The sequence below is a fragment of the Parapontixanthobacter aurantiacus genome (assembly GCF_009827635.1).
Classification (GTDB): Bacteria; Pseudomonadota; Alphaproteobacteria; order Sphingomonadales; family Sphingomonadaceae; genus Parapontixanthobacter; species Parapontixanthobacter aurantiacus.
In genome coordinates this window covers 54,247-75,000 of the sequence record NZ_WTYW01000001.1, presented here as the reverse complement: position 1 = coordinate 75,000, position 20,754 = coordinate 54,247, and the positions used below count along the sequence as shown (strand labels likewise).

21 protein-coding genes and 1 rRNA gene (1 of these 22 only partly in view) are annotated in these 20,754 nt (G+C 62.7%); 11 read left to right on the top strand and 11 right to left on the bottom strand.

Translation table 11 applies throughout. The features are described from left to right. Positions 1-1,111 (bottom strand): 16S ribosomal RNA (locus GRI38_RS00365); it reaches 378 nt to the left of the window's first position. A 660-nt stretch (positions 1,112-1,771) separates the two neighbouring features. On the opposite strand from GRI38_RS00365, the gene GRI38_RS00360 reads away from it, so the two are divergent. The 4 genes from GRI38_RS00360 (at position 1,772) to GRI38_RS00345 (ending at position 7,228) form a co-directional block, all read left to right on the top strand. Beyond that, complete coding sequence (locus GRI38_RS00360; RefSeq protein ID WP_160681060.1) at positions 1,772-2,836, top strand: retroviral-like aspartic protease family protein; 1,065 nt, start codon at positions 1,772-1,774, stop codon at positions 2,834-2,836. 76 nt (positions 2,837-2,912) lie between these two features. After that, positions 2,913-4,757, top strand: a complete 1,845-nt coding sequence (locus GRI38_RS00355) for an ABCB family ABC transporter ATP-binding protein/permease (RefSeq protein WP_160681059.1) — start codon at positions 2,913-2,915, stop codon at positions 4,755-4,757. Next, complete coding sequence (locus GRI38_RS00350) at positions 4,754-5,602, top strand: diacylglycerol/lipid kinase family protein (RefSeq protein WP_160681058.1); 849 nt, start codon at positions 4,754-4,756, stop codon at positions 5,600-5,602. Before GRI38_RS00355 ends, GRI38_RS00350 begins: the two co-directional genes overlap by 4 nt. A 108-nt stretch (positions 5,603-5,710) precedes the next feature. Then, a complete protein-coding gene (locus tag GRI38_RS00345; RefSeq protein WP_160681057.1) occupies positions 5,711-7,228 on the top strand; it encodes a SulP family inorganic anion transporter in 1,518 nt (505 codons plus the stop codon). 24 nt (positions 7,229-7,252) lie between these two features. On the opposite strand, the gene GRI38_RS00340 is transcribed toward GRI38_RS00345, so the two are convergent. The 5 genes from GRI38_RS00340 to GRI38_RS00320 form a co-directional block, all read right to left on the bottom strand. Continuing rightward, positions 7,253-7,612 (bottom strand): response regulator, encoded by a 360-nt coding sequence (locus GRI38_RS00340; protein ID WP_160681056.1) that lies wholly within the window; start codon positions 7,610-7,612, stop codon positions 7,253-7,255. Then, positions 7,609-9,039 carry a sensor histidine kinase gene (locus GRI38_RS00335; protein ID WP_160681055.1) on the bottom strand — a complete coding sequence of 477 codons (1,431 nt, stop codon included), beginning with the start codon at positions 9,037-9,039 and terminating at the stop codon, positions 7,609-7,611. Before GRI38_RS00335 ends, GRI38_RS00340 begins: the two co-directional genes overlap by 4 nt. A 133-nt stretch (positions 9,040-9,172) precedes the next feature. Continuing rightward, positions 9,173-10,471 (bottom strand): ATP-dependent protease ATPase subunit HslU, encoded by a 1,299-nt coding sequence (gene hslU, locus GRI38_RS00330; protein ID WP_160681054.1) that lies wholly within the window; start codon positions 10,469-10,471, stop codon positions 9,173-9,175. 13 nt (positions 10,472-10,484) lie between these two features. After that, positions 10,485-11,045: an ATP-dependent protease subunit HslV gene (hslV, locus tag GRI38_RS00325; RefSeq protein ID WP_160682358.1), complete on the bottom strand. Its 561-nt coding sequence runs from the start codon at positions 11,043-11,045 to the stop codon at positions 10,485-10,487. Between the two features lie 63 nt (positions 11,046-11,108). After that, a complete protein-coding gene (locus GRI38_RS00320; RefSeq protein ID WP_160681053.1) occupies positions 11,109-11,603 on the bottom strand; it encodes an outer membrane protein assembly factor BamE in 495 nt (164 codons plus the stop codon). 226 nt (positions 11,604-11,829) lie between these two features. On the opposite strand from GRI38_RS00320, the gene GRI38_RS00315 reads away from it, so the two are divergent. Further along, positions 11,830-12,360, top strand: a complete 531-nt coding sequence (locus GRI38_RS00315) for a ubiquinol-cytochrome C chaperone family protein (RefSeq protein WP_160681052.1) — start codon at positions 11,830-11,832, stop codon at positions 12,358-12,360. Next, positions 12,357-12,941: a YceD family protein gene (locus tag GRI38_RS00310; protein WP_337191207.1), complete on the top strand. Its 585-nt coding sequence runs from the start codon at positions 12,357-12,359 to the stop codon at positions 12,939-12,941. Before GRI38_RS00315 ends, GRI38_RS00310 begins: the two co-directional genes overlap by 4 nt. 102 nt (positions 12,942-13,043) lie before the next feature. On the opposite strand, the gene ssb is transcribed toward GRI38_RS00310, so the two are convergent. From ssb to GRI38_RS00285, 5 genes are all read right to left on the bottom strand, one after another. Continuing rightward, positions 13,044-13,577: a single-stranded DNA-binding protein gene (ssb, locus tag GRI38_RS00305; RefSeq protein ID WP_160681051.1), complete on the bottom strand. Its 534-nt coding sequence runs from the start codon at positions 13,575-13,577 to the stop codon at positions 13,044-13,046. Positions 13,578-13,700: 123 nt separating this feature from the next. Further along, positions 13,701-15,551: a ferrous iron transporter B gene (gene feoB, locus GRI38_RS00300; RefSeq protein ID WP_202389865.1), complete on the bottom strand. Its 1,851-nt coding sequence runs from the start codon at positions 15,549-15,551 to the stop codon at positions 13,701-13,703. A 5-nt stretch (positions 15,552-15,556) separates the two neighbouring features. After that, positions 15,557-15,829, bottom strand: a complete 273-nt coding sequence (locus GRI38_RS00295; RefSeq protein WP_160681049.1) for a FeoA family protein — start codon at positions 15,827-15,829, stop codon at positions 15,557-15,559. Positions 15,830-15,924: 95 nt separating this feature from the next. Continuing rightward, a complete protein-coding gene (locus GRI38_RS00290; RefSeq protein ID WP_160681048.1) occupies positions 15,925-16,641 on the bottom strand; it encodes a COQ9 family protein in 717 nt (238 codons plus the stop codon). Positions 16,642-16,661: 20 nt separating this feature from the next. Further along, positions 16,662-17,282: an ankyrin repeat domain-containing protein gene (locus GRI38_RS00285; RefSeq protein WP_337191206.1), complete on the bottom strand. Its 621-nt coding sequence runs from the start codon at positions 17,280-17,282 to the stop codon at positions 16,662-16,664. Positions 17,283-17,394: 112 nt separating this feature from the next. Here GRI38_RS00285 and GRI38_RS00280 point away from each other — a divergent pair, with 112 nt between their 5' ends. The 5 genes from GRI38_RS00280 (at position 17,395) to ribD (ending at position 20,723) form a co-directional block, all read left to right on the top strand. Further along, positions 17,395-18,000, top strand: a complete 606-nt coding sequence (locus tag GRI38_RS00280; protein WP_237487288.1) for an SCO family protein — start codon at positions 17,395-17,397, stop codon at positions 17,998-18,000. Further along, the gene (locus tag GRI38_RS00275; protein ID WP_160681046.1) at positions 17,988-18,491 is read left to right on the top strand and encodes a YcgN family cysteine cluster protein; all 504 of its coding nucleotides are present in this window, start codon (positions 17,988-17,990) and stop codon (positions 18,489-18,491) included. The genes GRI38_RS00280 and GRI38_RS00275 overlap by 13 nt, the downstream gene beginning before the upstream one ends. Next, positions 18,488-19,225, top strand: coding sequence for a M48 family metallopeptidase (locus GRI38_RS00270; RefSeq protein WP_160681045.1), 738 nt, complete (start codon positions 18,488-18,490; stop codon positions 19,223-19,225). Before GRI38_RS00275 ends, GRI38_RS00270 begins: the two co-directional genes overlap by 4 nt. A 62-nt stretch (positions 19,226-19,287) precedes the next feature. After that, positions 19,288-19,746, top strand: coding sequence for a hypothetical protein (locus GRI38_RS00265; RefSeq protein WP_160681044.1), 459 nt, complete (start codon positions 19,288-19,290; stop codon positions 19,744-19,746). Beyond that, positions 19,743-20,723 carry a bifunctional diaminohydroxyphosphoribosylaminopyrimidine deaminase/5-amino-6-(5-phosphoribosylamino)uracil reductase RibD gene (gene ribD / locus GRI38_RS00260; RefSeq protein ID WP_337191258.1) on the top strand — a complete coding sequence of 327 codons (981 nt, stop codon included), beginning with the start codon at positions 19,743-19,745 and terminating at the stop codon, positions 20,721-20,723. Before GRI38_RS00265 ends, ribD begins: the two co-directional genes overlap by 4 nt. Positions 20,724-20,754: the final 31 nt, after the last annotated feature.

The following is a 20,754-nucleotide window of genomic DNA, read 5'->3' as shown; positions in this document are numbered from 1 at the left end:
TCACCGGCAGTTTCCTTAAAGTGCCCAACTAAATGATGGCAACTAAGGATGAGGGTTGCGCTCGTTGCGGGACTTAACCCAACATCTCACGACACGAGCTGACGACAGCCATGCAGCACCTGTCACTAGGTCCCCGAAGGGAAGGAATCTGTCTCCAGAAACCGTCCTAGGATGTCAAAGGCTGGTAAGGTTCTGCGCGTTGCTTCGAATTAAACCACATGCTCCACCGCTTGTGCAGGCCCCCGTCAATTCCTTTGAGTTTTAATCTTGCGACCGTACTCCCCAGGCGGATAACTTAATGCGTTAGCTGCGCCACCCAAGCTCCATGAGCCCGGACAGCTAGTTATCATCGTTTACGGCGTGGACTACCAGGGTATCTAATCCTGTTTGCTCCCCACGCTTTCGCACCTCAGCGTCAATACTTGTCCAGCGAGTCGCCTTCGCCACTGGTGTTCTTCCGAATATCTACGAATTTCACCTCTACACTCGGAATTCCACTCGCCTCTCCAAGATTCTAGCTTTCCAGTTTCAAAGGCAGTTCCGGGGTTGAGCCCCGGGATTTCACCTCTGACTTAAAAAGCCGCCTACGTGCGCTTTACGCCCAGTAATTCCGAACAACGCTAGCTCCCTCCGTATTACCGCGGCTGCTGGCACGGAGTTAGCCGGAGCTTATTCTCCAGGTACTGTCATTATCATCCCTGGTAAAAGAGCTTTACAACCCTAAGGCCTTCATCACTCACGCGGCATTGCTGGATCAGGCTTTCGCCCATTGTCCAATATTCCCCACTGCTGCCTCCCGTAGGAGTCTGGGCCGTGTCTCAGTCCCAGTGTGGCTGATCATCCTCTCAGACCAGCTATGGATCGTCGCCTTGGTGAGCTTTTACCCCACCAACTAGCTAATCCAACGCGGGCCCATCTAAAGGCGATAAATCTTTGGTCCGAAGACATTATTTGGTATTAGCAGTCATTTCTAACTGTTATTCCAAACCTAAAGGCAGGTTCCCACGCGTTACGCACCCGTGCGCCACTAACCCCGAAGGGTTCGTTCGACTTGCATGTGTTAGGCATGCCGCCAGCGTTCGTTCTGAGCCAGGATCAAACTCTCAAGTTTGTGTCACACACCAAGCAAGCACGATCACGAGGATCGCCAGCCTGCAAGGCATGAGCTTCAAGGAGCCGATACCTGCACTGTCAAACGTAATGGATACGAATGGACATGCTTTACATACCGACCAGGCGTGGTGCCCGGAAGGATGCGGCAATCGGCTTAAGTTAACCAGTACACGGAGCCTTGAGGTCCCCGGACTGGGCGCCGTCGCCCACATGTCCCTTCATCATAAATCAACGATGTCAAAGAGCCATCCAACATTAAAACGCGGACAACTGTTGTTCCCCGATTTACACCGGGGGCCGGTTGTCCACTTATGTTGGCGACCGTTGCTTGCGAGGCCGGTTGAAACCGTCAGCGCCGCGTCGGTGAGAGGGCATATATGTGGGCCTTCGGATTCGGTCAACGCCTAATTGCAATTTTATTTCAAAAAACTGCGATATTTTCCGAAAGCCGCAGAAATCCGCCCTTTCGAGAACTAAGATGGGCGTTCGCGGTCGTTTTGCAAGGCCTTGCCGGCCTGCTGCCGCCGCCTGCGTTCGCCCACTCAGTACGCGGTTGTGCCGCAGGCGCCGCGTATCTGTGCTAAAATAGCGATCGAGGACGAGGAAGGGCGCGATTCCATCGCCGCTCAACAAACGCCCTCAAAGAGAGGAATCGCGCATGATGATCAGAATTGCCCTTTCCCGCTGGACCTGCCCGCTTCTCGCTATCGGGATGGCAGCTGGCTCGGTCACTCATGCGGCACAGCGGACGAACGCAGCGCCGCCACCACATGGCGATACGTATGAGAACGAGATCGTCGCGCGCGCTTTGGCGCAGGCGCAATCGCAAGAGGAAGCGGCTACAGAGAATGACGTTCCCGACGTCACCGAGATCGAAGCCTGGCGCGACCGCTATCGCCGCCTCACCGTCCCGGTCCATATAGGGGGACAAGGTCCTTACCGTTTCCTCGTCGATACCGGCGCGCAGGCGACGGTCGTTACCGGTTCCGTATCGGAGCGTCTCGCATTGCCTTTCATCGGCCGTTCGCTGGTCGTGGCCACCGGCAGCAGCAAGATTGTGGATCTGGTCGAACTCGACGCACTCGAATTCGCCGACCGCCGCGTCAATAATCTGTCGAGTCCGATCCTCGAGCGCGAGCATGTCGGCGCGGACGGTATCCTCGGCCTCGACAGTCTGCAGGACCTGCGGGTGCTCGTGGACTTTCGCGAGGATCGGATCAGCGTGACCGATGCTCCGCTCGAGACCGGCGGCAACCCTTACGAGATCGTCGTGCGCGCGCGCAGCCGGAATAATCAGATGATCATCACGGATGCGCGAATCGACGGCATCAAGACGGCGGTCATGATCGATACCGGGGCTTCGCGCTCGATCGGCAATGCCGCGCTCGAACGGCGGCTACGCAAAAGAGCGTCCGAAACACTTTCGGAAACCGACGTTCACGGCGTCAATTACAGCGGTTTCACGAAACTGGCCGGCAAGTTGCGCATCGGACAGTTCGAATTGCGTTCCGTTCCCATCGGTTTCGTCGACAGTCCTGCCTTTGCCGCCCTTTCGCTGGAGGACCGACCTGCGCTTATCCTCGGCATCGCCAGCCTCAGGATGTTCGACCGGATCGCTATCGACTTCAGCACGCGCCGCGTCTTTTTCGACCTTCCCGACAGCGTCATGACCGCAAGCGATCTTCGCCCGCGCAACTATCCCGGAATGATCGGTCAACCCTGACGAAAGTCTTCCGTCCTTCGTGACGCAGGACACGGGTCATTGCCTAACGTGCGGCGAATAGCCACCTGAAGGCTCGATGCCACCCGATACCAGCCTTCCTTCCGACCGCCGCGAAACCGATGGTTGGGCCACCCTGCGGCGCTTTCTTCCCTATTTGTGGCCGGCGGACAAACCGCAACTGAAGCGGCGCATCGTCATTGCGATCATCTGTGTTCTGGCGGCCAAGGCGGTCGTTCTTGCCCTGCCCTATGCTTATAAAGGGGCGGTCGATGCGATGGCAGAGCGGACCGGCGAAGCGGTCGGCATAGCGCTGGCGCTCGTGCTCGCTTACGGGCTCGGGCGATTCGGCGGGGTCCTGTTCGACAATTTGCGCAACGTTTCGTTCGAGCGGGTCGGGCAGGAAGCGACCGCCAACCTTGCGCAGGAAGTGTTCCATCGGCTCCATCGGCTTTCGCTGCGTTTTCACCTCTCGCGGCGGACCGGCGAAGTCACGAAGACCATCGAGCGCGGAACCAAGAGCATCGATTCGATGCTCTACTTCCTGCTGTTCAACATCGCTCCGACCTTCATCGAGCTGATCGCGGTCGGCGTCATCTTCTATCTGAATTTCGGCTGGGAACTCGTTGCCGCAACCGCCTTCACCGTGGTTGCCTACATTGCCGTGACCCGCTGGATCACCGAATGGCGTACCAAATTGCGGCGCGAGATGAACGAGCTCGACGGGCGGGCGCTGGACCGGGCGGTCGATTCGCTCCTCAATTACGAAACGGTGAAGTATTTCGGCGCGGAAAGGCGCGAAGAGGAACGTTATGCGGGGGCGGCCCGCGCCTACGCGCGCGCGGCAATCAAGTCCGAAAATTCGCTTGCCCTTCTCAACGTGGTGCAGGCGGTCATCACGAACACGCTCATGGCCGGCGCTATGGCTTTCACCGTATGGGGGTGGAGCCGCGGCAATCTGACGGTCGGCGACCTCGTCTTCGTCAATACCTATCTCATGCAGCTCTTCCGCCCGCTCGACATGCTGGGCTGGGTCTATCGTTCGATTCGGCAGGGACTGATCGACATGGGCGAGATGTTTCGCCTGATGGACAGCGATATCGAGGTCGAGGATGCGCCCGGCGCACCCGCGCTCGTCGTTCGCCAGCCGACCATCGCCTTCGAGAACGTCGTGTTCGGCTACGACGAGGAACGCACGGTCCTGCATGGTCTCAGCTTCGAAGTGCCCGCCGGACACCGGGTGGCGATCGTCGGCCCCTCGGGTGCGGGCAAGAGCACCATCGCGCGCCTTCTTTTCCGCTTTTACGATCCGCAGTCCGGTCGCATCCTCATCGATGGGCAGGACATCGCGCAGGTGACGCAGGACAGTTTGCGAAGCCATATCGGGATCGTTCCGCAGGACAGCGTGCTGTTCAACGATACGCTGCGCTACAATATCGCTTATGGCCGCGAACAATCGAGCGATGCACAGGTCGAGGCGGCGGCCCGCGATGCGGCGATCCTGCCGTTCATCGAACATCTGCCGCTTGGCTTCGAGACGCCGGTCGGCGAACGCGGTTTGAAGCTTTCCGGCGGAGAAAAGCAGCGCGTCGCCATTGCGCGCACGCTGCTGAAAGATCCGCCCATCGTTATCCTCGACGAAGCGACGAGCGCCCTCGATACGCGGACCGAGCGGGACATCCTCAAGACCTTGCGCCGCGTGAGCGAGGACCGCACGACCCTTTCCATCGCGCACCGTCTCTCGACGATTGCCGACGCCGACCGCATCCTCGTCCTGGAACAGGGACGACTGGTGGAAAGCGGGACGCATGGCCAACTTCTTTCGCAGGACGGTCTTTACGCAGCGATGTGGATGCAGCAACTGGCAGACGACGACCTGAACGAGGACGACGAAACCGGGGATCGCCAGCAGGCGGCGGAATGAGAATTGCACTCGTCTACAATATGCGACTTGCCCCGCGGCGCATGGCGCGCGTCGAGCGCCTGGCTGAAGTTCTGACGCAACGCGGACATCATATCAGCCATTTCGGCGGTGATGCGTTCGATGCGGCGCGCGATGCAGAAAAGTTCGACTGCATCGTCATGGCGGGCGGAGACGGAACGGCGCGCCTCGTCATCGGGTCGCAACGCCATCCGGCAGATTTGCCGCCGCTTGCGATCTATCCCATTGGAACGATCAACCTTCTGGCCCGCGAGCTGAACTATCCCCGCGATCCGGAGCGATTTGCGGCGCGTATCGAGAACCCGGCGGCGCGCACGGTCACTCGCCTTGCAAGGCTCGACGACACGCTGTTTCTAGCCTGCGCCTCGATCGGCTTCGACGCGCAGACGGTCGCGGTCGTTTCCGAAGAGCTGAAGCTGAAGATCGGGCGCTTCGCCTATGTCGCGGCCCTTCTTTCTTTGCTGAAGGACTGGCCGCGCCGTCCGCTCGCCCTGACGATCGATGGCGAGCCGGTCGCGGCAGAGGCGCTGTTCGTTTTGCGCGGCCGCTTCTATGCGGGACCGTGGACACTCGACCGGCAGGCACGGCTGGAGCACGAGAAGTTGCGCGCGCTCGCCCTTCCCCACGCGCGCAGACGGGACATCGTCCGGCTGCTGACCTATGCCCTGACGGGATCGCGCATACCCCACGGGCGCTGGCATTTCTTGGAAGCCGATCGCATCGAGGTTCGCTGCGCCTCCGACACCGCAATCCAGGCGGATGGCGACGTAATCGCACAAGGCCCGGTCACCTTTACCCTGACCGAGGAAGCCGTCACCTTCCTCTGAGCGATCGAGGCGAAAGGGTTGCGCCTCCTTAAGACATCGCTAGAGCCGCGCCTTTCTGATCTTCGCCCGCACGCGAAGATAAACTCACATCTGTTCCGGACAATCGTCATGCCCCAGCCAGCCGCACCCTCGGCCAGCAAGTTCAATTCGATCAAGCGCGACTGGTTCTCGAACCTGCGCGCCGACATTCTTGCAGGGATCGTCGTCGCGCTGGCGCTCATTCCCGAAGCGATCGGCTTTTCCGTCATTGCCGGCGTTGATCCGCGTGTCGGCCTCTATGCGAGCATCGCGATCGCCATCGTGATCGCCTTTACGGGCGGCAGGCCGGGCATGATTTCGGCAGCGACCGCAGCCGTGGCGGTCGTCGTCGTGCCGCTCGTCGATCAATATGGCGTCGAATATCTCTTCGCGGCCACCATCCTGATGGGCATATTCCAGGGTATCGCCGCCATCCTGCGCCTCGATTTGCTGATGCAGTTCGTCAGCCGCAGCGTCATCACCGGCTTCGTCAATGCGCTGGCGATCCTCATTTTCATGGCGCAGATCCCGTTCCTCATCGATGTCGGGATCGTGACCTATGCGATGGTCGCGGGCGGCCTTGCGATCATCTATCTCCTGCCGCGCCTGACGACGGCCGTTCCCTCCCCGCTGGTCGCGATCGTCGTGTTGAGCGCCCTTGGCATCGGGCTGGACCTCGACGTGTTCACGGTCGGCGACATGGGCGAAATACCCGAAGGCCTTCCCTATTTCGTATGGCCGGACGTTCCCCTGACGCTCGAGACGTTGCGCATCATCCTGCCTTATTCGCTGACGATGGCCGCGGTCGGCCTCCTCGAATCGCTGCTTACCGCGCAGATCGTCGACGACATGACGCATACCGACAGCAACAAGCCGCGCGAATGTGCCGGTCAGGGCATCGCCAACGTGGCCGCCGCTCTCGTCGGAGGAATGGGCGGCTGCGCGATGATCGGCCAATCCGTCATCAACGTCACGAGCGGCGGGCGCACGCGGCTTTCCACACTGACCGCCGGCGTCACGCTACTCTTGCTGCTCGCCCTTCTCGGTCCCGTAGTCGGTCGCATCCCGATGCCTGCCCTTGTCGCAGTGATGATCATGGTGAGCATCGGCACGTTCAGCTGGAACTCGATTCCGAATCTGCGTCACCATCCGCTTCCGTCGAGCATCGTCATGCTCGCTACGGTCACGGCGGTCGTCGCCACGCACAATCTCGCCATCGGCGTACTGCTCGGCGTCCTGCTGTCCGGCATCTTCTTTGCCGGAAAGGTGCGCAGGATGTTCGATGTCGTACGGCGGCGCGAGGCGGACGAGGCAATCTACGAGGTGCGCGGCCAGATCTTCTTCGCCAGCGTCGACCGCTTCGTCGCCATGCTCGGACCGGAAAGCGCCGCGCCCGATCCGGCGGATCACGTCGTGATCGACGTGAGCAAGGCGCATTTCTGGGACATCTCGGCGATCGGCGCACTCGACAAGGTCGTCGAACGGATGCGCCGCAACGGTCGCAGCGTTCAGGTCCTCGGCCTCAACGAGGCCAGCACCGATCTGGTCGACAAGTTCGCGCTGACCGACAAGACCGGCGTCGAAACCAGCCTCGCGCCGCACCCTTGATATGCCTAGAGGCGGCTGGCGGTATCAGGCCGACTGGCTTGCCCGGTCCAGCGCAGCCAGGATCGAGGCAAGGTCGTAAGGCTTGCTGACGGTCGGCGTCATCGCGAAGCGTTCGGGGTGGGTCGTTCCGCCATACCCCGTTGCGAAGATTACGGTGCAGCCTGCCTCGACGAGGCGATCGACCAGCGGATAGCTGTAGCCGCCGTTCAAATTGACATCGACGACGGCCATGTCGAACGCATTGTTCTCCAGCGCGTCCTCGCCTTCCTTCACGCTGCCCACGAGCTGCGTGTTTGCGCCTTCCTCGCTGATCATGTCCTCGAGTGCAAAACCGATGATGGCCTCGTCCTCGACCAGCAATATGTTCTTGCCCGCCAGTTTCATGCCAGCTCCAATTGGGTTCGCAGTTCGTAACGCAAGCCGTCGCCCTCGTAATCGAGCAGGACGTGGCCGCCGTAGCGATCCGACAGACCGCGCGTGATGAGGCGCGTGCCGAAACCGACGCTTTCCGGTTCGGCGATGGGAGGTCCGCCGCGCTCCTTCCAGTTGAGGCACAGTTCGGCGGTCTCTTCATCGGTACTGACCGACCAGTCGATCGCCACCGTCCCCCGGTCGTTCGAAAGCGAGCCGTATTTGAGGGCATTGGTGCACAACTCATGCACGATCATCGCCAGCGAGACGGCGCTTTGCGGCGGGAGGCGAACCGAGCGCCCTGCGATCGTCATGCGCTCGACCGCTTCGCCGACGGTCGCCTCGGCCGATCTCGTCACGATTTCCTCGACGCAGGCCGCTCGCCAGTTCGCTTCCGTCAGGAGATTGTGGGCAGCCGCGAGCGTCTTGAGGCGCGCTTCGAAGATCGAGCGTTCGACGTCTGCGCCCGACTTGCGAAAGGACTGCATGGCAAGTCCCTGCACGATGGCGAGCGTGTTCTTCACCCGGTGATTGAGTTCGTTGACGAGCAGCATTTGCCGCTCTTGCGCCTCGACCTCTTCGGTGACGTCGTAACCCTGGATGATGATCCCGCGAACGACGCCCTCCTCGTCGAATACGGGCTGGAAGATGAAATTGAGGTAATTCAGCTCAGGCTCGGTTCCGCCTTCGCGCTGCAGGAGAACTTTTTCCTGCCGCCCGAGATAGGCATCACCCGTCGCGAACACGTTGTCGAGAATGTCGATGAAACCCTGATCGATCACTTCGGGCAAGACGTCCTTGACGCGGCGGCCGACCAGATCCTGTCGCCCGACGAGTTGGCGATAAGCATCGTTTGCCATGGCAAACTCGTGGTTCGGACCATGAAGCACAGCGGTGAAACCGGGCGCCTGGTCGAACATCCGGTTAAGGCGCTTCGTCTCTTCCTGAAGGCTGCGGTTTTGCTCTTGAACGGCATTCGCCCGGCGGATGAGACTCATCCCGTCGCGCGCTTGCCGCAACTCCTCCAGTTCCGTCACGTCGACGGTATGCTGCAAGATAAAGCGCAACTCTCCGTCGTCGCAGATGGGCGTGTGCGTCGCACTCCAGTAACGCACGTCGGTCCCGCCATCCTCGTTTTGGATATCGTACCGGATGAGCGCGATTTCGTCAGCTTCGCAAGTGTCGATCACCCGAGCGAAGGACTCTGCCAGCAGATCGTGGCTCTCGGTCCCTTCCTCGCTTGGGAAGGCGTCGAACATTTTCCGCCCGATGATCTCTTCCCGCCGACTCATCGTGACCTGGAGATAGGCATCGTTCATCCAGACAATGACGAGATCGCGATCGAGAAGAACGTAAGGGTTCGGCGATGCACCGAGAAGTCGCTCGAACTGGATGGTCATGTAAGATTATGTCCCCAAGGTGCAACTTGCCTGCGTCCTGCCGCCACAACGGAATGGGCGACAAAAAGTTTCACTCGGTTGCAGCAGGAAACTTAATAAGTTGGTATGCCGATTGCCGCAGGGGAAACAAGGCTTAGAGAATATATTTAGACAGGTCGGTGTCGCCCGCCAGATCGTCCAGCCGCTCGCGAACATAGGCCGCATCGATCGTCACGGTTTCCCCCTGATGCTCTTCCGCCTCGAAACTGATTTCCTCGAGGAGTCGCTCCATCACGGTCTGAAGACGCCGCGCCCCGATGTTCTCCACGCTCTCGTTGACGCGCGCCGCTATCTTGGCGACCTGCTCGACCGCTTCCTGACGGAAGTCCAGCGTGACCTTCTCCGTGCCGAGCAGTGCCTCATATTGCGAGACGAGGTTGGCGCGGGTTTCCTTCAGGATGCGCACGAAATCTTCTTCAGTCAGCGCCCGCAATTCGACGCGGATCGGCAAGCGGCCCTGTAATTCGGGGAGCATGTCGGACGGCTTGGCGACGTGGAAGGCGCCACTCGCGATGAAGAGGACGTGATCGGTCTTCATCGGCCCGTATTTCGTCGAGACCGTGGTTCCCTCGATCAGCGGAAGCAGGTCGCGCTGCACGCCTTCGCGGCTGACCGAACCGCCGCGCACATCGCTGACCGCGATCTTGTCGACCTCGTCAAGGAAGACGATGCCGTTCGTCTCTGCATTGGCGAGCGCGACGCGCGCGACATCGTCCTGGTCCATGCGCTTCTCGGATTCTTCCTCGACCAGCTTGTCCCATGCATCGGCAACCTTCAGCTTGCGCCGCTTCTTGTTGGACTTGCCGAACGCCTTGCCCATCATGTCGCTGAGGTCGATCATGCCGACATTACCGCCCATCCCGGGAATATCCATCGGCATGGAGGGCGCGTCGGTCACTTCGATCTCGACCTCGACATCGTTCATCGCGTTCTGCGTGATCCGCTCGCGGAAGGATTCGCGGGTCGCCTCCGATGCGTTCTCCCCCACGAGAGCGTTGAGCAGCCGGTCCATCGCCGCCTTCGATGCGGCTTCGCGCACGGCCTCCCGCCGGCGGTCCTTCTCCAGCCGGATCGCCTCCTCGACGAGGTCGCGGGCAATCTGTTCGACGTCGCGCCCGACATAGCCGACTTCGGTGAATTTGGTCGCCTCGACCTTCACGAACGGCGCTTCCGCCAGTTTCGCCAGCCGCCGGCTGATCTCGGTCTTGCCGCAGCCCGTGGGGCCGATCATCAGGATATTCTTGGGCGTCACCTCGTCGCGCAGGTCGTCGGACAGCCGCTGACGACGCCAGCGGTTGCGCAAGGCTACCGCGACGGCGCGCTTCGCTTCCTTCTGGCCGATGATGTGCTCGTCGAGCGCGGCGACAATCGCCTTGGGGGTCAGGTTTTCCATGAAATCTTCCGTATCAGACGGTTTCGAGCGTGACGTTGCCATTGGTGAAGACGCAAACATCGGCGGCGACTTCCATCGCGCGCCGGGCAATCTTCTCCGGATCGTCCTCGTAATCGGACAAGGCCTTCGCCGCCGCCAGTGCATAATTGCCGCCGGAACCGATCGCCGCGATGCCGCCATCGGGTTCGAGGACATCGCCATTGCCCGTCAGGACGAGAAGATTGTCCTTGTCCGCGACGATCATCAGCGCCTCGAGATTGCGCAGATACTTGTCCGTGCGCCAGTCCTTGGTCAATTCGACCGCAGCGCGCAGCAACTGGCCGTTATACTGCTCGAGCTTTTTTTCCAACCGCTCGAACAGGGTAAAGGCATCGGCGGTCGCACCAGCGAAACCGGCAACGACCTTGTCGCCTTCGCCGATGCGGCGCACCTTGCGCGCATTGGGCTTCATCACGGTATTGCCCATGGAGACCTGCCCGTCGCCCGCGACGACGGTGCGGTCCCCTTTCCTGACGCCGATGATGGTGGTGCCGTGCCACTGGACGAGGCCGTGGCTTGCTCGAGAATTGTCCATGGCGGCGGATATGGGAAGCACGTCCCCCTTATCAAGCGCCGCCCGCAGGCTGGTTACGAAGAACTACGGACCGCCGGGTCCCGCACCGCCCGGTCCGCCAGGCGCACCCACGGTTCCGATATTGCCGAACAGATCTTCGAGGAAGCTGCGTTCGCGGCCCAGCGTGGGCGTTTCCGCGCCATCGGGTGACAGATAGACGACGTCCTCGATCCCCGAACGCTCTGCCGAGACGACGTTGCCCGCATCGTCGAACTGGACTGCGAGCACGAAGTGGTTCTTGATGCGCGGGCGAACGAAGGGTCCGCGCACTGTCGCGCTGGAAACATAATACCAGGTCGGCTCGCCGAACTGGCTTTCGAAGCTCGGGCGACCCAAAGCCGCTTCCACCGAACGACGATTGTCGATGCCCGGCGCGACCGAATTGACGAGCAGCGGATCATTCACGAAGCCGCGCTGCTCCCTGATCGAAGCGCACCCGGACACGAGCACCGCCCCGCCCAGCGCGACGAGCGCCAGACGCGCCTTTCCGGAAACCGATTTACGCAAAATTTCAGTCATCGACCGTCGTTTCTCCATGCCGGCAAAGCGGCTGATACCAAAGTCGCCCCGGCTTTCTTTCGAAAGGCGCTGGGCTCGATAATGCCGGGCCGTCCTTTAAGGACCAAACCGCCGCCTTGCAACGCCGCCGCCCTCGGCTTGCATGAAAGCCTTTGCGTGACCATCTGTCGCGCAAGGCTTGAATTGCCGATGAACACACGAACCCCGTGAATGGAGCACGCGCGACATGGCCCTATCGATAGGCAAGAAGATTTCCGGCTGGCTCGGCACGGGCCAGGATCCGCGCGAGGAACTGCGCCCGCTCTGGCATCACGTGGTCGGCCTGGCGCGCAAGGAAGTCTGGTTTCGCGAGGCCGGCGTCGCGGACAGCGTGGCGGGACGCTTCGACATCATTACGAGCATCCTCTCGCTGACCGTGCTGCGCATGGAGAATTCTCCCGAACTGTCGCGCAAGACCGCGCTTCTCACAGAGCTCTTCGTCGAAGACATGGACGGACAGTTGCGCGAATTCGGCGTGGGCGACGTCGTTGTCGGCAAGCATGTCGGGCGGCTGATGAGCGTTCTCGGCGGCAGGCTCGGCGCCTATCGCGCAGCCTTCAGCGGGGGCAGCGAGACGTTGCTGGCGGCAGCGACGCGTAATACGACGCTTGCCGAGGAAGATCGCGCGCCCGTTCTTGCCGAGCATCTTGCGCAATTGCGGGGCAATCTCGCCGCCACGAGCGACGAGGACATCTTGGCGGGAAGGTTCGATCTGTGAGTCGGTCGAGGAACGCAAATACGAGCGAGGGGTCCGAACCCGAACTTCCCAAGCTGCCGGAGCGAAACGAGTGGGAATATCCCATGAAGGCTCGGCATCTGCCGGGCGGGCCGGTCGTCTTCTCCGCCGGAGAGGCGGAACGCATCGCCCTCGCCCGCCGCTTCGCCATACCCTCGATCGAGCGGCTCGAGGCCGAACTCGAATTCGAACCGGACGAGGATCATGTGGACGCCATCGTTGCCTGGGGCACGCTCAGGGCCAAGGTGACGCAGAATTGCGCAATCACGGCCGAGCCGTTCCCTGTCAGCATCGACGAGGATGTGCGCATCCGCTTCGTTGCGGAAAAGCTGCAGGAGTTCGACGAGGACGAGGAAATCGAACTGGCCGAGGATGAATATGACGAAATCGCCTATATGGGCGACACGTTCGATGTGGGCGAAGCAATTGCCCAAAGCCTTGCGCTTGCCATCGATCCCTTCGCCTGCGGTCCCGATGCGGATGCCGCGCGGCAGGAAAGCGGGCTCGACAAGCCGGTAGCGACCGGCCCCTTCGCCGCGCTGGCCGGTCTCAAAAAGGACTGACCGCGCAGCCGGGCGTCGGCTGACATGCGCCAGAAATAAGCCGGGATCGGCTTTGCCAGATCAGAACGGCCAGATCAGAACGGCGCGATCAGAACGGCGAGATCAGAACGGAATATCGTCGTCGAGATCGTCGTAATTCGAGCCGCCCGACGAACCGCCGCCGTAGTCATTGCCGGAGCCGCCGCCCGAGCCGCCGCCGAAGCCTGACGATCCGCCGCGATTGCCGCCACCGGAACCGCCCTGGTTCCAGTTGCCGCCCCCGCCGCCACCGCCGCCGCCTTCGCCGCGACCGTCGAGCATGGTGAGCGTGCCGTTGAAGCCGCGCAGGACGACTTCGGTCGAATAGCGGTCATTGCCCGACTGATCCTGCCACTTGCGGGTCTGCAACTGGCCCTCGACGAACACCTTGCTGCCCTTGCGCAGATAATTCTCGCACACATTGACAAGCCCTTCGGAGAAGATCGCAACGGTGTGCCATTCGGTCCGCTCCTGCCGCTCGCCGGTGTTGCGGTCCTTCCACTGCTCGGACGTGGCGATGCGCAGATTTGCGACGCGCCCGCCATTCTGGAAGCTGCGAATTTCGGGATCGGCGCCGAGATTGCCGATCAGCATGACTTTGTTAAGGCTACCCGCCATCGAATTTTCCTCGTTCCTGCTGTTCGCCGCGACTTAGGGATTCGCGGCACCGTTGGCCACCGGCCTAGCGGGGAAAGATGTGCATGACCAGCGCGGGAAAATGCGTAGCGCCGCGATGCCTCGCTAGAGGCCGAGCCACACTGCAAGCCAGTAGGTCAGCCCTGCAAAGACATAGGCTGCGCCGAACAGATAGACGAGCATGAAAACCGGCCATTTCCAGCCGTTCGTCTCGCGCTTGGCGACTGCGATCGTGCTGAGGCATTGCGGGGCGAACACGAACCAGGCGAGAAAAGCGAGCGCGGTCGGCAGCGTCCAGGTCGCGGCGATCCGGTCGGTCACGGCATCGGCGACGACATCCTCGTCCTCCGCCTCGACCGCGTAGATCGTGCCGAGCGAACTGACCGCCACCTCGCGCGCCGCCATCGCGGGGATCAAAGACAGTGCGATGTCGCGGTTGAAGCCGATGGGCTCGACCAGCACCGCCATGCCGTTGCCGATCTGCCCGGCGATCGATGCATCGACCTGGCTTTCTCCGGGATCGGCCTTCGGGAAGGTAAGCAGAAGCCACAGGGCTATGGTCGCTGCGAAGATTATCGTGCCCGCGCGGCGCAGGAACACCCATGCCCGCTGCCAGAGGCCGATCGCCATGTCCTTCAGCAGCGGCATCTGATAGCGCGGCATTTCCATGATGAAGCCGCTCGCCGCGCCTTTCGTCACCGTCCGCCGGAGGACGAGCGCCGCTGCCATCGCGCCCAGAATGCCCGCGATATAGAGCGCGAACAGGACGAGGCCCTGAAGCCCCACTCCGCCGCCGACGGTCGTGTTCGGGATGACCGCGGCGATGACCACGGCATAGACGGGCAGGCGCGCGGAACAGGTCATTAGCGGCGCGATCAGGATGGTCGTCAGACGGTCCTTCGTATCCGCGATGGAGCGGGTCGCCATGATGCCCGGAATGGCGCAGGCGAAGCTCGACAGAAGCGGGATGAAGCTGCGGCCCGACAGGCCGACGCTCGCCATCATGCGGTCCATGATGAAGGCCGCGCGCGCCATGTAGCCGCTCATCTCCATCGCGAGGATGAAGGCGAACAGGATAACGATCTGCGGCAGGAAGACGACGACCGCGCCGACGCCGGCGAACAGCCCCTCGGTCAGGAAGTCGCGGAAGAATCCCTCCGGCACATTGCCGGTAACTGCAGCGGACACGGCTCCGACGCCGGCTTCCAGCGCATCGGCAAACGGCGTCGCCCAGGCGAAGACCGCCTGGAAGACGATGAACAGAAACGCGAAGAGAATGATCGGACCCGCCCACGGGTTCAGCAGCACCTTGTCGAGGCTGCTCTCGACCACCGCGCGCTTGCTGCGCGAAAGGATCGCCCCGCGCGCCATGTGCTTGGCGGCCAGACGCCGCTCGGGCAGGCTGAGGTGGAAGAGATGCGGTGTGGTGCGCCCTTCTTCCGGGGCGCGGCCACTGCGGACGGCGGTGACCGCCTCGCCCAGTTCGTCGAGCCCGCGGCTGCGTACTGCGACGGTGGGCACGACCGGCACGCCGAGCGCCTCCGACAGGGCATCGGGGTCGAGCGTCAGCCCGTCGCGCGCGGCGAGGTCGATCATGTTGAGCGCGACGACCGTCGGGCGGCCCAGCGCAATGACTTCCTGCGCGAAGGTGAGGTGCTGCTCCAGATTGGCTGCGTCGAGCACCAGGATGATGACGTCGGGCGTCGCCTCGCCGGCGAACTCGCCGTGAACGACCGCGCGCGTCACTTCCTCGTCAGGGCTTGCCGCATCGAAGCTGTAGGCGCCGGGCAGGTCGATCAGCTCCACCGGCTCGCCATTGGGTAGGGTCATGCGCCCCGCCTTGCGTTCCACGGTGACGCCCGGATAGTTCGCGATCTTCTGCCGCGCACCGGTCAGCTTGTTGAACAGCGCGCTCTTGCCGGCATTGGGATTGCCGACGAGCGCGGCGCGAAACATCGGGTTCACGAGGCGGCGCTTTCCGCCTCGAACTCGGCAATCGCGATCGCCGCGGCATGGGACCGGCGCAGCGCAATGGTCATCCGGCCAAGGCGCACCGCCAGCGGGTCGCGCCCGCCGAACATGCCGCGATGAACGACCGCGACTTCCGCCCCCTCGTCGATGCCGAGTGCGCGCAGGCGCTTCGCATCGTCGCTGGGAATGTCATCCCATGCGACATGCGCTATGCGGGCGGCCCGGTGCGGAGCCAGCCGGTCGAGAGTCGGGCGATCGTCCATGTCTCGCGCCGCTGCCAGAAACCGCGCGCTTTTGCAACTGATTATCAATAGTCCTTTCCCCGAGCCGGGCGGAAGCTGTCCCCCGCGTCCGCTGCTCAGGTCTCGGGATAGCGCAAGCGTCCGAGGCAGCGAGTCACGCTGAACCGGTCGCGGTCAGCGCGGCCGCCCAGAAACTTCGCCTTCGCCTTCTCGAAGCGCATGACCCCGTCGATCCGCCGATCGAGAAAGGCGCGGGTCTCCGACTTGTCCATCGTCTCGTCATTCACGAACACGGCCAGTGTCGCACCATAGATCGAGGCAAGGATCGCGCGCTTCGTATAGTGGTTGTAATCGGTCGCCGTATCGCCGGCGAGCCGCCACATGACATCGGCGCTGTGCCATCCGGTCCTCAGCGCACGCGGGGCATTCTGCGGCATCGCCATGATGGCGAGCGCGCTGCGCAACGCCTCTTCCTGTCCGTCGACCGCGTCGAGCCGGTATTGGACAAGCGTGCGAATACGCTCTCGAATCTTCAGCTCTGCGAGCTTCGCTTGCGGCAGCTCGCGCGCCATGTCGCGGTCGATCCGCTCGATCCACGCGCCGATCATGTCCATCGCCCCGCCGGGAAAGGCGAGCCGCGCGACATCGGGATCGGCCCCTTCCATTTCCGCCGCCATTATGAGCGCTTCGCCTCCCCAGCCATCGAAGACGGCGGAATCCGCAATGGCGGGAGCCAGCGTCAGGCGCAGTTCGTCGAGCGTCTGGTCGGCGATCGGGATCGCTTCGCCGGTTTCGGCGGGAAGGGTTGCAGCTTCGGTAAGGGTATCGGTCATGCTTTATGCAATGCGCAACGTTACAGGCTGGGTCCGTACTGGACCGCCTCGCCCTTGCCGCTGCGCGCTTCGTCCGACTGCTCGATAATCTGCATCATGATGCCCCGCTCCCCCTGGAGCCGCGCATAATCGCGCGCCGTGCGCCCGGAATTGTCGGCGCGGTCGGCGCTCGCGCCGTTGTCCAGCAACATCCTTACGAGCCCGGAATCGCGCCGGTGAACCGCAGAAATAAGCGCCGTTTCCCCAGCAGCATTGGCATTCTCGACATCGGCGCCAGCCTTGACGAGTGCCTCGACGCCATCGGCGAAGCCAAGGCTTGCGGCGATCTGCAAAGGCGTCACACCCTTCTTGTCGGCGATGTTCGGGTCCCCGCCGCGGCTCGTCAGGAAGCGAATCCACGTCACGTCGCGCCGTTTCGTCGCGATATGCAGACCCGTCTCTCCGCTGGAAATGTCGCGGGCATTGACGACCGTGGAGCCCGGTTCGTTGAGCGCGTCGGTGACTTTCGTACCGTCGCGGTCGCGCACCGCCTCGAGGAAGGCATGGCCTTCCGATACTCGCTGGGCAGCCGCGGGAACCGCATTCGACAGCGCTGCCGTCGCGGCAAGGAGGAGGATGGCGAAGGTTCTGGTCGGTTTCACGATATGTCGATCCTGCTGTCGGCCCCGGTTTGTCTGCACCCCCCGCGCGAAGCGATGGCGCTGTCATAGTCTCTTGCAACCGCGCCGTTAGCAGACCATGAACCGCCCTGTCATGCGTTTCAGCACAATATCCATCCTCGCCGCCGCCCTCCTGCTTTCCGCCTGCAACGATGCCGCCGGACCGGCAGATGACGCGCCTGCCGGCGAACCGCCCCTTGCCGGAGCTAGCCTCGGCGGCGACTTCACTCTCACCGGAGAGGACGGCACGCCCGTCAGCTGGCAGGATTTCGACGGGCAATATCGCACGATCTATTTCGGATACGCCTATTGCCCCGATGTCTGCCCGACCGACGTGCAACGCGCGATGGCGGGCCTCAAGGCCTTCGAGGAGCAGGACCCCGAGCGCGCGGCACAGGTGCAGCCGCTATTCGTCACCATCGATCCTGAGCGTGATACGCCGGAAGTGGTGAAAGAGTTCACTGCGAATTTCCATCCGCGCCTCATCGGGCTGACGGGCAGCGAGGAAGAGATTGCCGCGACAGCAAAGAAGTTCGGCGTCTTCTATTCGCGCGGGGAAACCAGCGCGGGCGGCGGCTATCTGATGAACCACAGCAACATCACCATGCTGTTCGGGCCGGATGGGGAGCCGATCACCACCCTGCCCACCGACGAGGGTGCCGAAGCGGTGGCGGCGGAACTGGCACAATGGGTGCGCTGAGAGACCAGTTCTGGACGCTCGAACTCGACGAGTTGACGCGGGCCGAGTGGGAGGCATTGTGCGACGGATGCGGCCGCTGCTGCCTCAACAAGGTCGAGGATGCCGATACCGGAGAGATCGAGGATACCAACGTCGCCTGCAAGCTGCTGGATTGCGATACCGCGCGTTGCACGAATTACCGGCACCGGCGGGCGTTCGTTCCCGATTGCCTGCGACTGACGCTCAGCAACGTCTATACGATCAACTGGCTGCCCGACCACTGCGCCTATCGCCGCCGGGCCGAAGGACGCTCCATTCCCGACTGGCACCCCCTGCTCACCGGCGATCCCGAAGCGGCGATCAAGGCCGGCGTTTCGGCAGCGGGCCGCGTCATCAGCGAGAACGATGCCGGACCGATCGAGCACCATGTGGTCGAATGGCGCGATTTCTTAGGGGATGCCGAGGATGACGAGGACGAGCCGCACGGTGGGCGCAGGACCCGGCGCGCATGATCGAGTGGCTGCGCCATGCCGCGACCGATCCGAGCGTCGTCGTCGGCTCAGAAACACTGCCGATCCTCATGACCCGCAAACCGCGCGCCCGGCGTCTCATCATGCGGCTTGCCGAAAACGGTCGTGCGGTGGAAGTCACCCTGCCGACGCGCGTGCCGAGCGCCGAGGCGATCCGGTTCGTCGAAAGCCGCCGCGACTGGCTGGCGCAGCAGCTGGCCAAGCGCCGGGCGATGCGCGAACCGATGGCCGGCGGAACCGTCCTTTATCGCGGATCTCCCCTGCCCTTCGAACGCCGCGAGGGTTGGCCGCGTAATCCGCGCCTGCTGTTCGACGATGAAGGGCCGATGCGTCTAGAACTGGGCGGACCGCAGGAAGGCGTCGCTACGCGGCTCGGGAAGTGGCTCGAAGGCGAGGCGACGTCCTTGATGAGCGCTGATTTGCAGCATTACTGCCATGCGGCGGGCGTCGCCGTGCCGCGCCTTGCCCTTTCGCGGGCAAAGCGCCGCTGGGGCAGTTGCTCGTCGAAAGGCACTCTTCGGGTCAACTGGCGGCTGGTGCAGGCGCCCGACGCGGTTCGTCGCTCAGTCGTCGCGCACGAAGTCGCGCATCTGGTGCACTTCGATCACTCGCCACGCTTTCACGCTCTGCTCGCGGACATCTACGAAGGTGACCTGCCGGCGGCCAATCGCTGGCTAAAGGCGAACGGACCGGACCTCTATATCGATTTCGGCTAGGCGGCCGATCGCCCTATCCCCTTGGCCTTCTGTGCGATCGCCCTTATCTTCAGCCAATGCGCATGATCAGCAAGTACAATCCCAAGGCCGGGATTGCCGATTTCTGGCACGAATTTCGTCGCCCTAACCCCTATCGCTGGCCGATCCTCATCGCCTCGATGTGCATGACCGGCACGCTCATCTGGCTCGTCGGGCACGAGGAATTGCGCGGCCCGCCCGCCCGGCCCGAGGTCACTTACATCTCGACCTTTGCCGAAGGACGCAGCGAGGAAGAGATCATCGCCAATATCGAGGCGAACCAGGCACGGCAGGACGCCCTGCGCGCCGAAGCCGAACGACGTGCCGAACGCCAGCGCGAACTCTATCGCACGCTCGGCCGGGCAACCGGGATCGACGTCGACGCGATGGAAGCCGAGATCGAGGCCGAACGCGCGGCAGAAGCCGCGAGCGAAAACGATGCCGCAGCCAATGCCGGTGATGCTGCCGCAGGTTCGGTCGCGCCGGACGGAGGAGCGCAATAGAAACGACCTCTTCACGAGAGGATGCGCGCTGGCTGTCCGCTGCGGCGCGGCTCGCTGCTCGCTCACGGCCTTTAAGCGCGCCTAACCCCGGCGTAGGTGCAGTTGTGGTCCGTTTTGGTGCCATTGTGGGTCGCGGCTGGACAAGCGCCGGCGGGCGGCCTCACGCAGAAGCTAACGCATTGAAAGAAGCCGGAAATCTGGCGAAGGGCGCGAGCGTTTACGTCACATTGGAGCCCTGTGCCCATGCTTCCCCGCGCGGTCCGTCCTGCGCCGATCTGCTCGTCGAAACGGGCGTTTCGGAGGTCTTTATCGGCTGCCGCGACCCCGATTCCCGGACCGATGGCGCCGGCATAAAGCGGCTCGAAGCGGCTGGGATCAGGGTGCGCCTTGTCAAAAATGAGGCGTGTTATCAAAGCCTTGCCGGCTATCTGATGCAACGGCGATCCGGTCGTCCGCATGTCACGCTGAAACTTGCCATGTCGCTCGACGGGAAGATTGCGCTCGCCGACGGATCGAGCCGCTGGATCACCGGAGAGGTCTCACGCAACCATGTCCATGCCCGCCGCGCACAAAGCGATGCCATCCTCGTCGGCGGCGGCACTTGGCGGAGCGACGCGCCGCGCCTCGACGTGCGCCTTCCCGGCGTCGAAAACCGCAGTCCCCGGCGGATTTTGTTGTCCCGCGGACCAGCTCCGGAAGGTGTCGATACGCTCGCCGATCCGCTTGAAATAGCGACCCTCGACGGCATACTCTACCTCTATGTCGAGGGTGGTGCCGAGACCGCAGCCGCCTTTCTCTCGCACGATCTGGTCGACCGTCTGGAGATCTACCGTGCGCCCATTGTCATCGGCGAGGGACTGTCCGCGATCGGCGATATCGGCCTATCGGACCTGTCGGGCGCCCATGGTCGCTGGCGCCTCGTCGACACCCGGCCGCTTGGCAGCGACCTGTTTACCGCTTACGAGCGAACCCGCTGAGCGGTCGACGCCGCCCGAAGGAGATCACGCC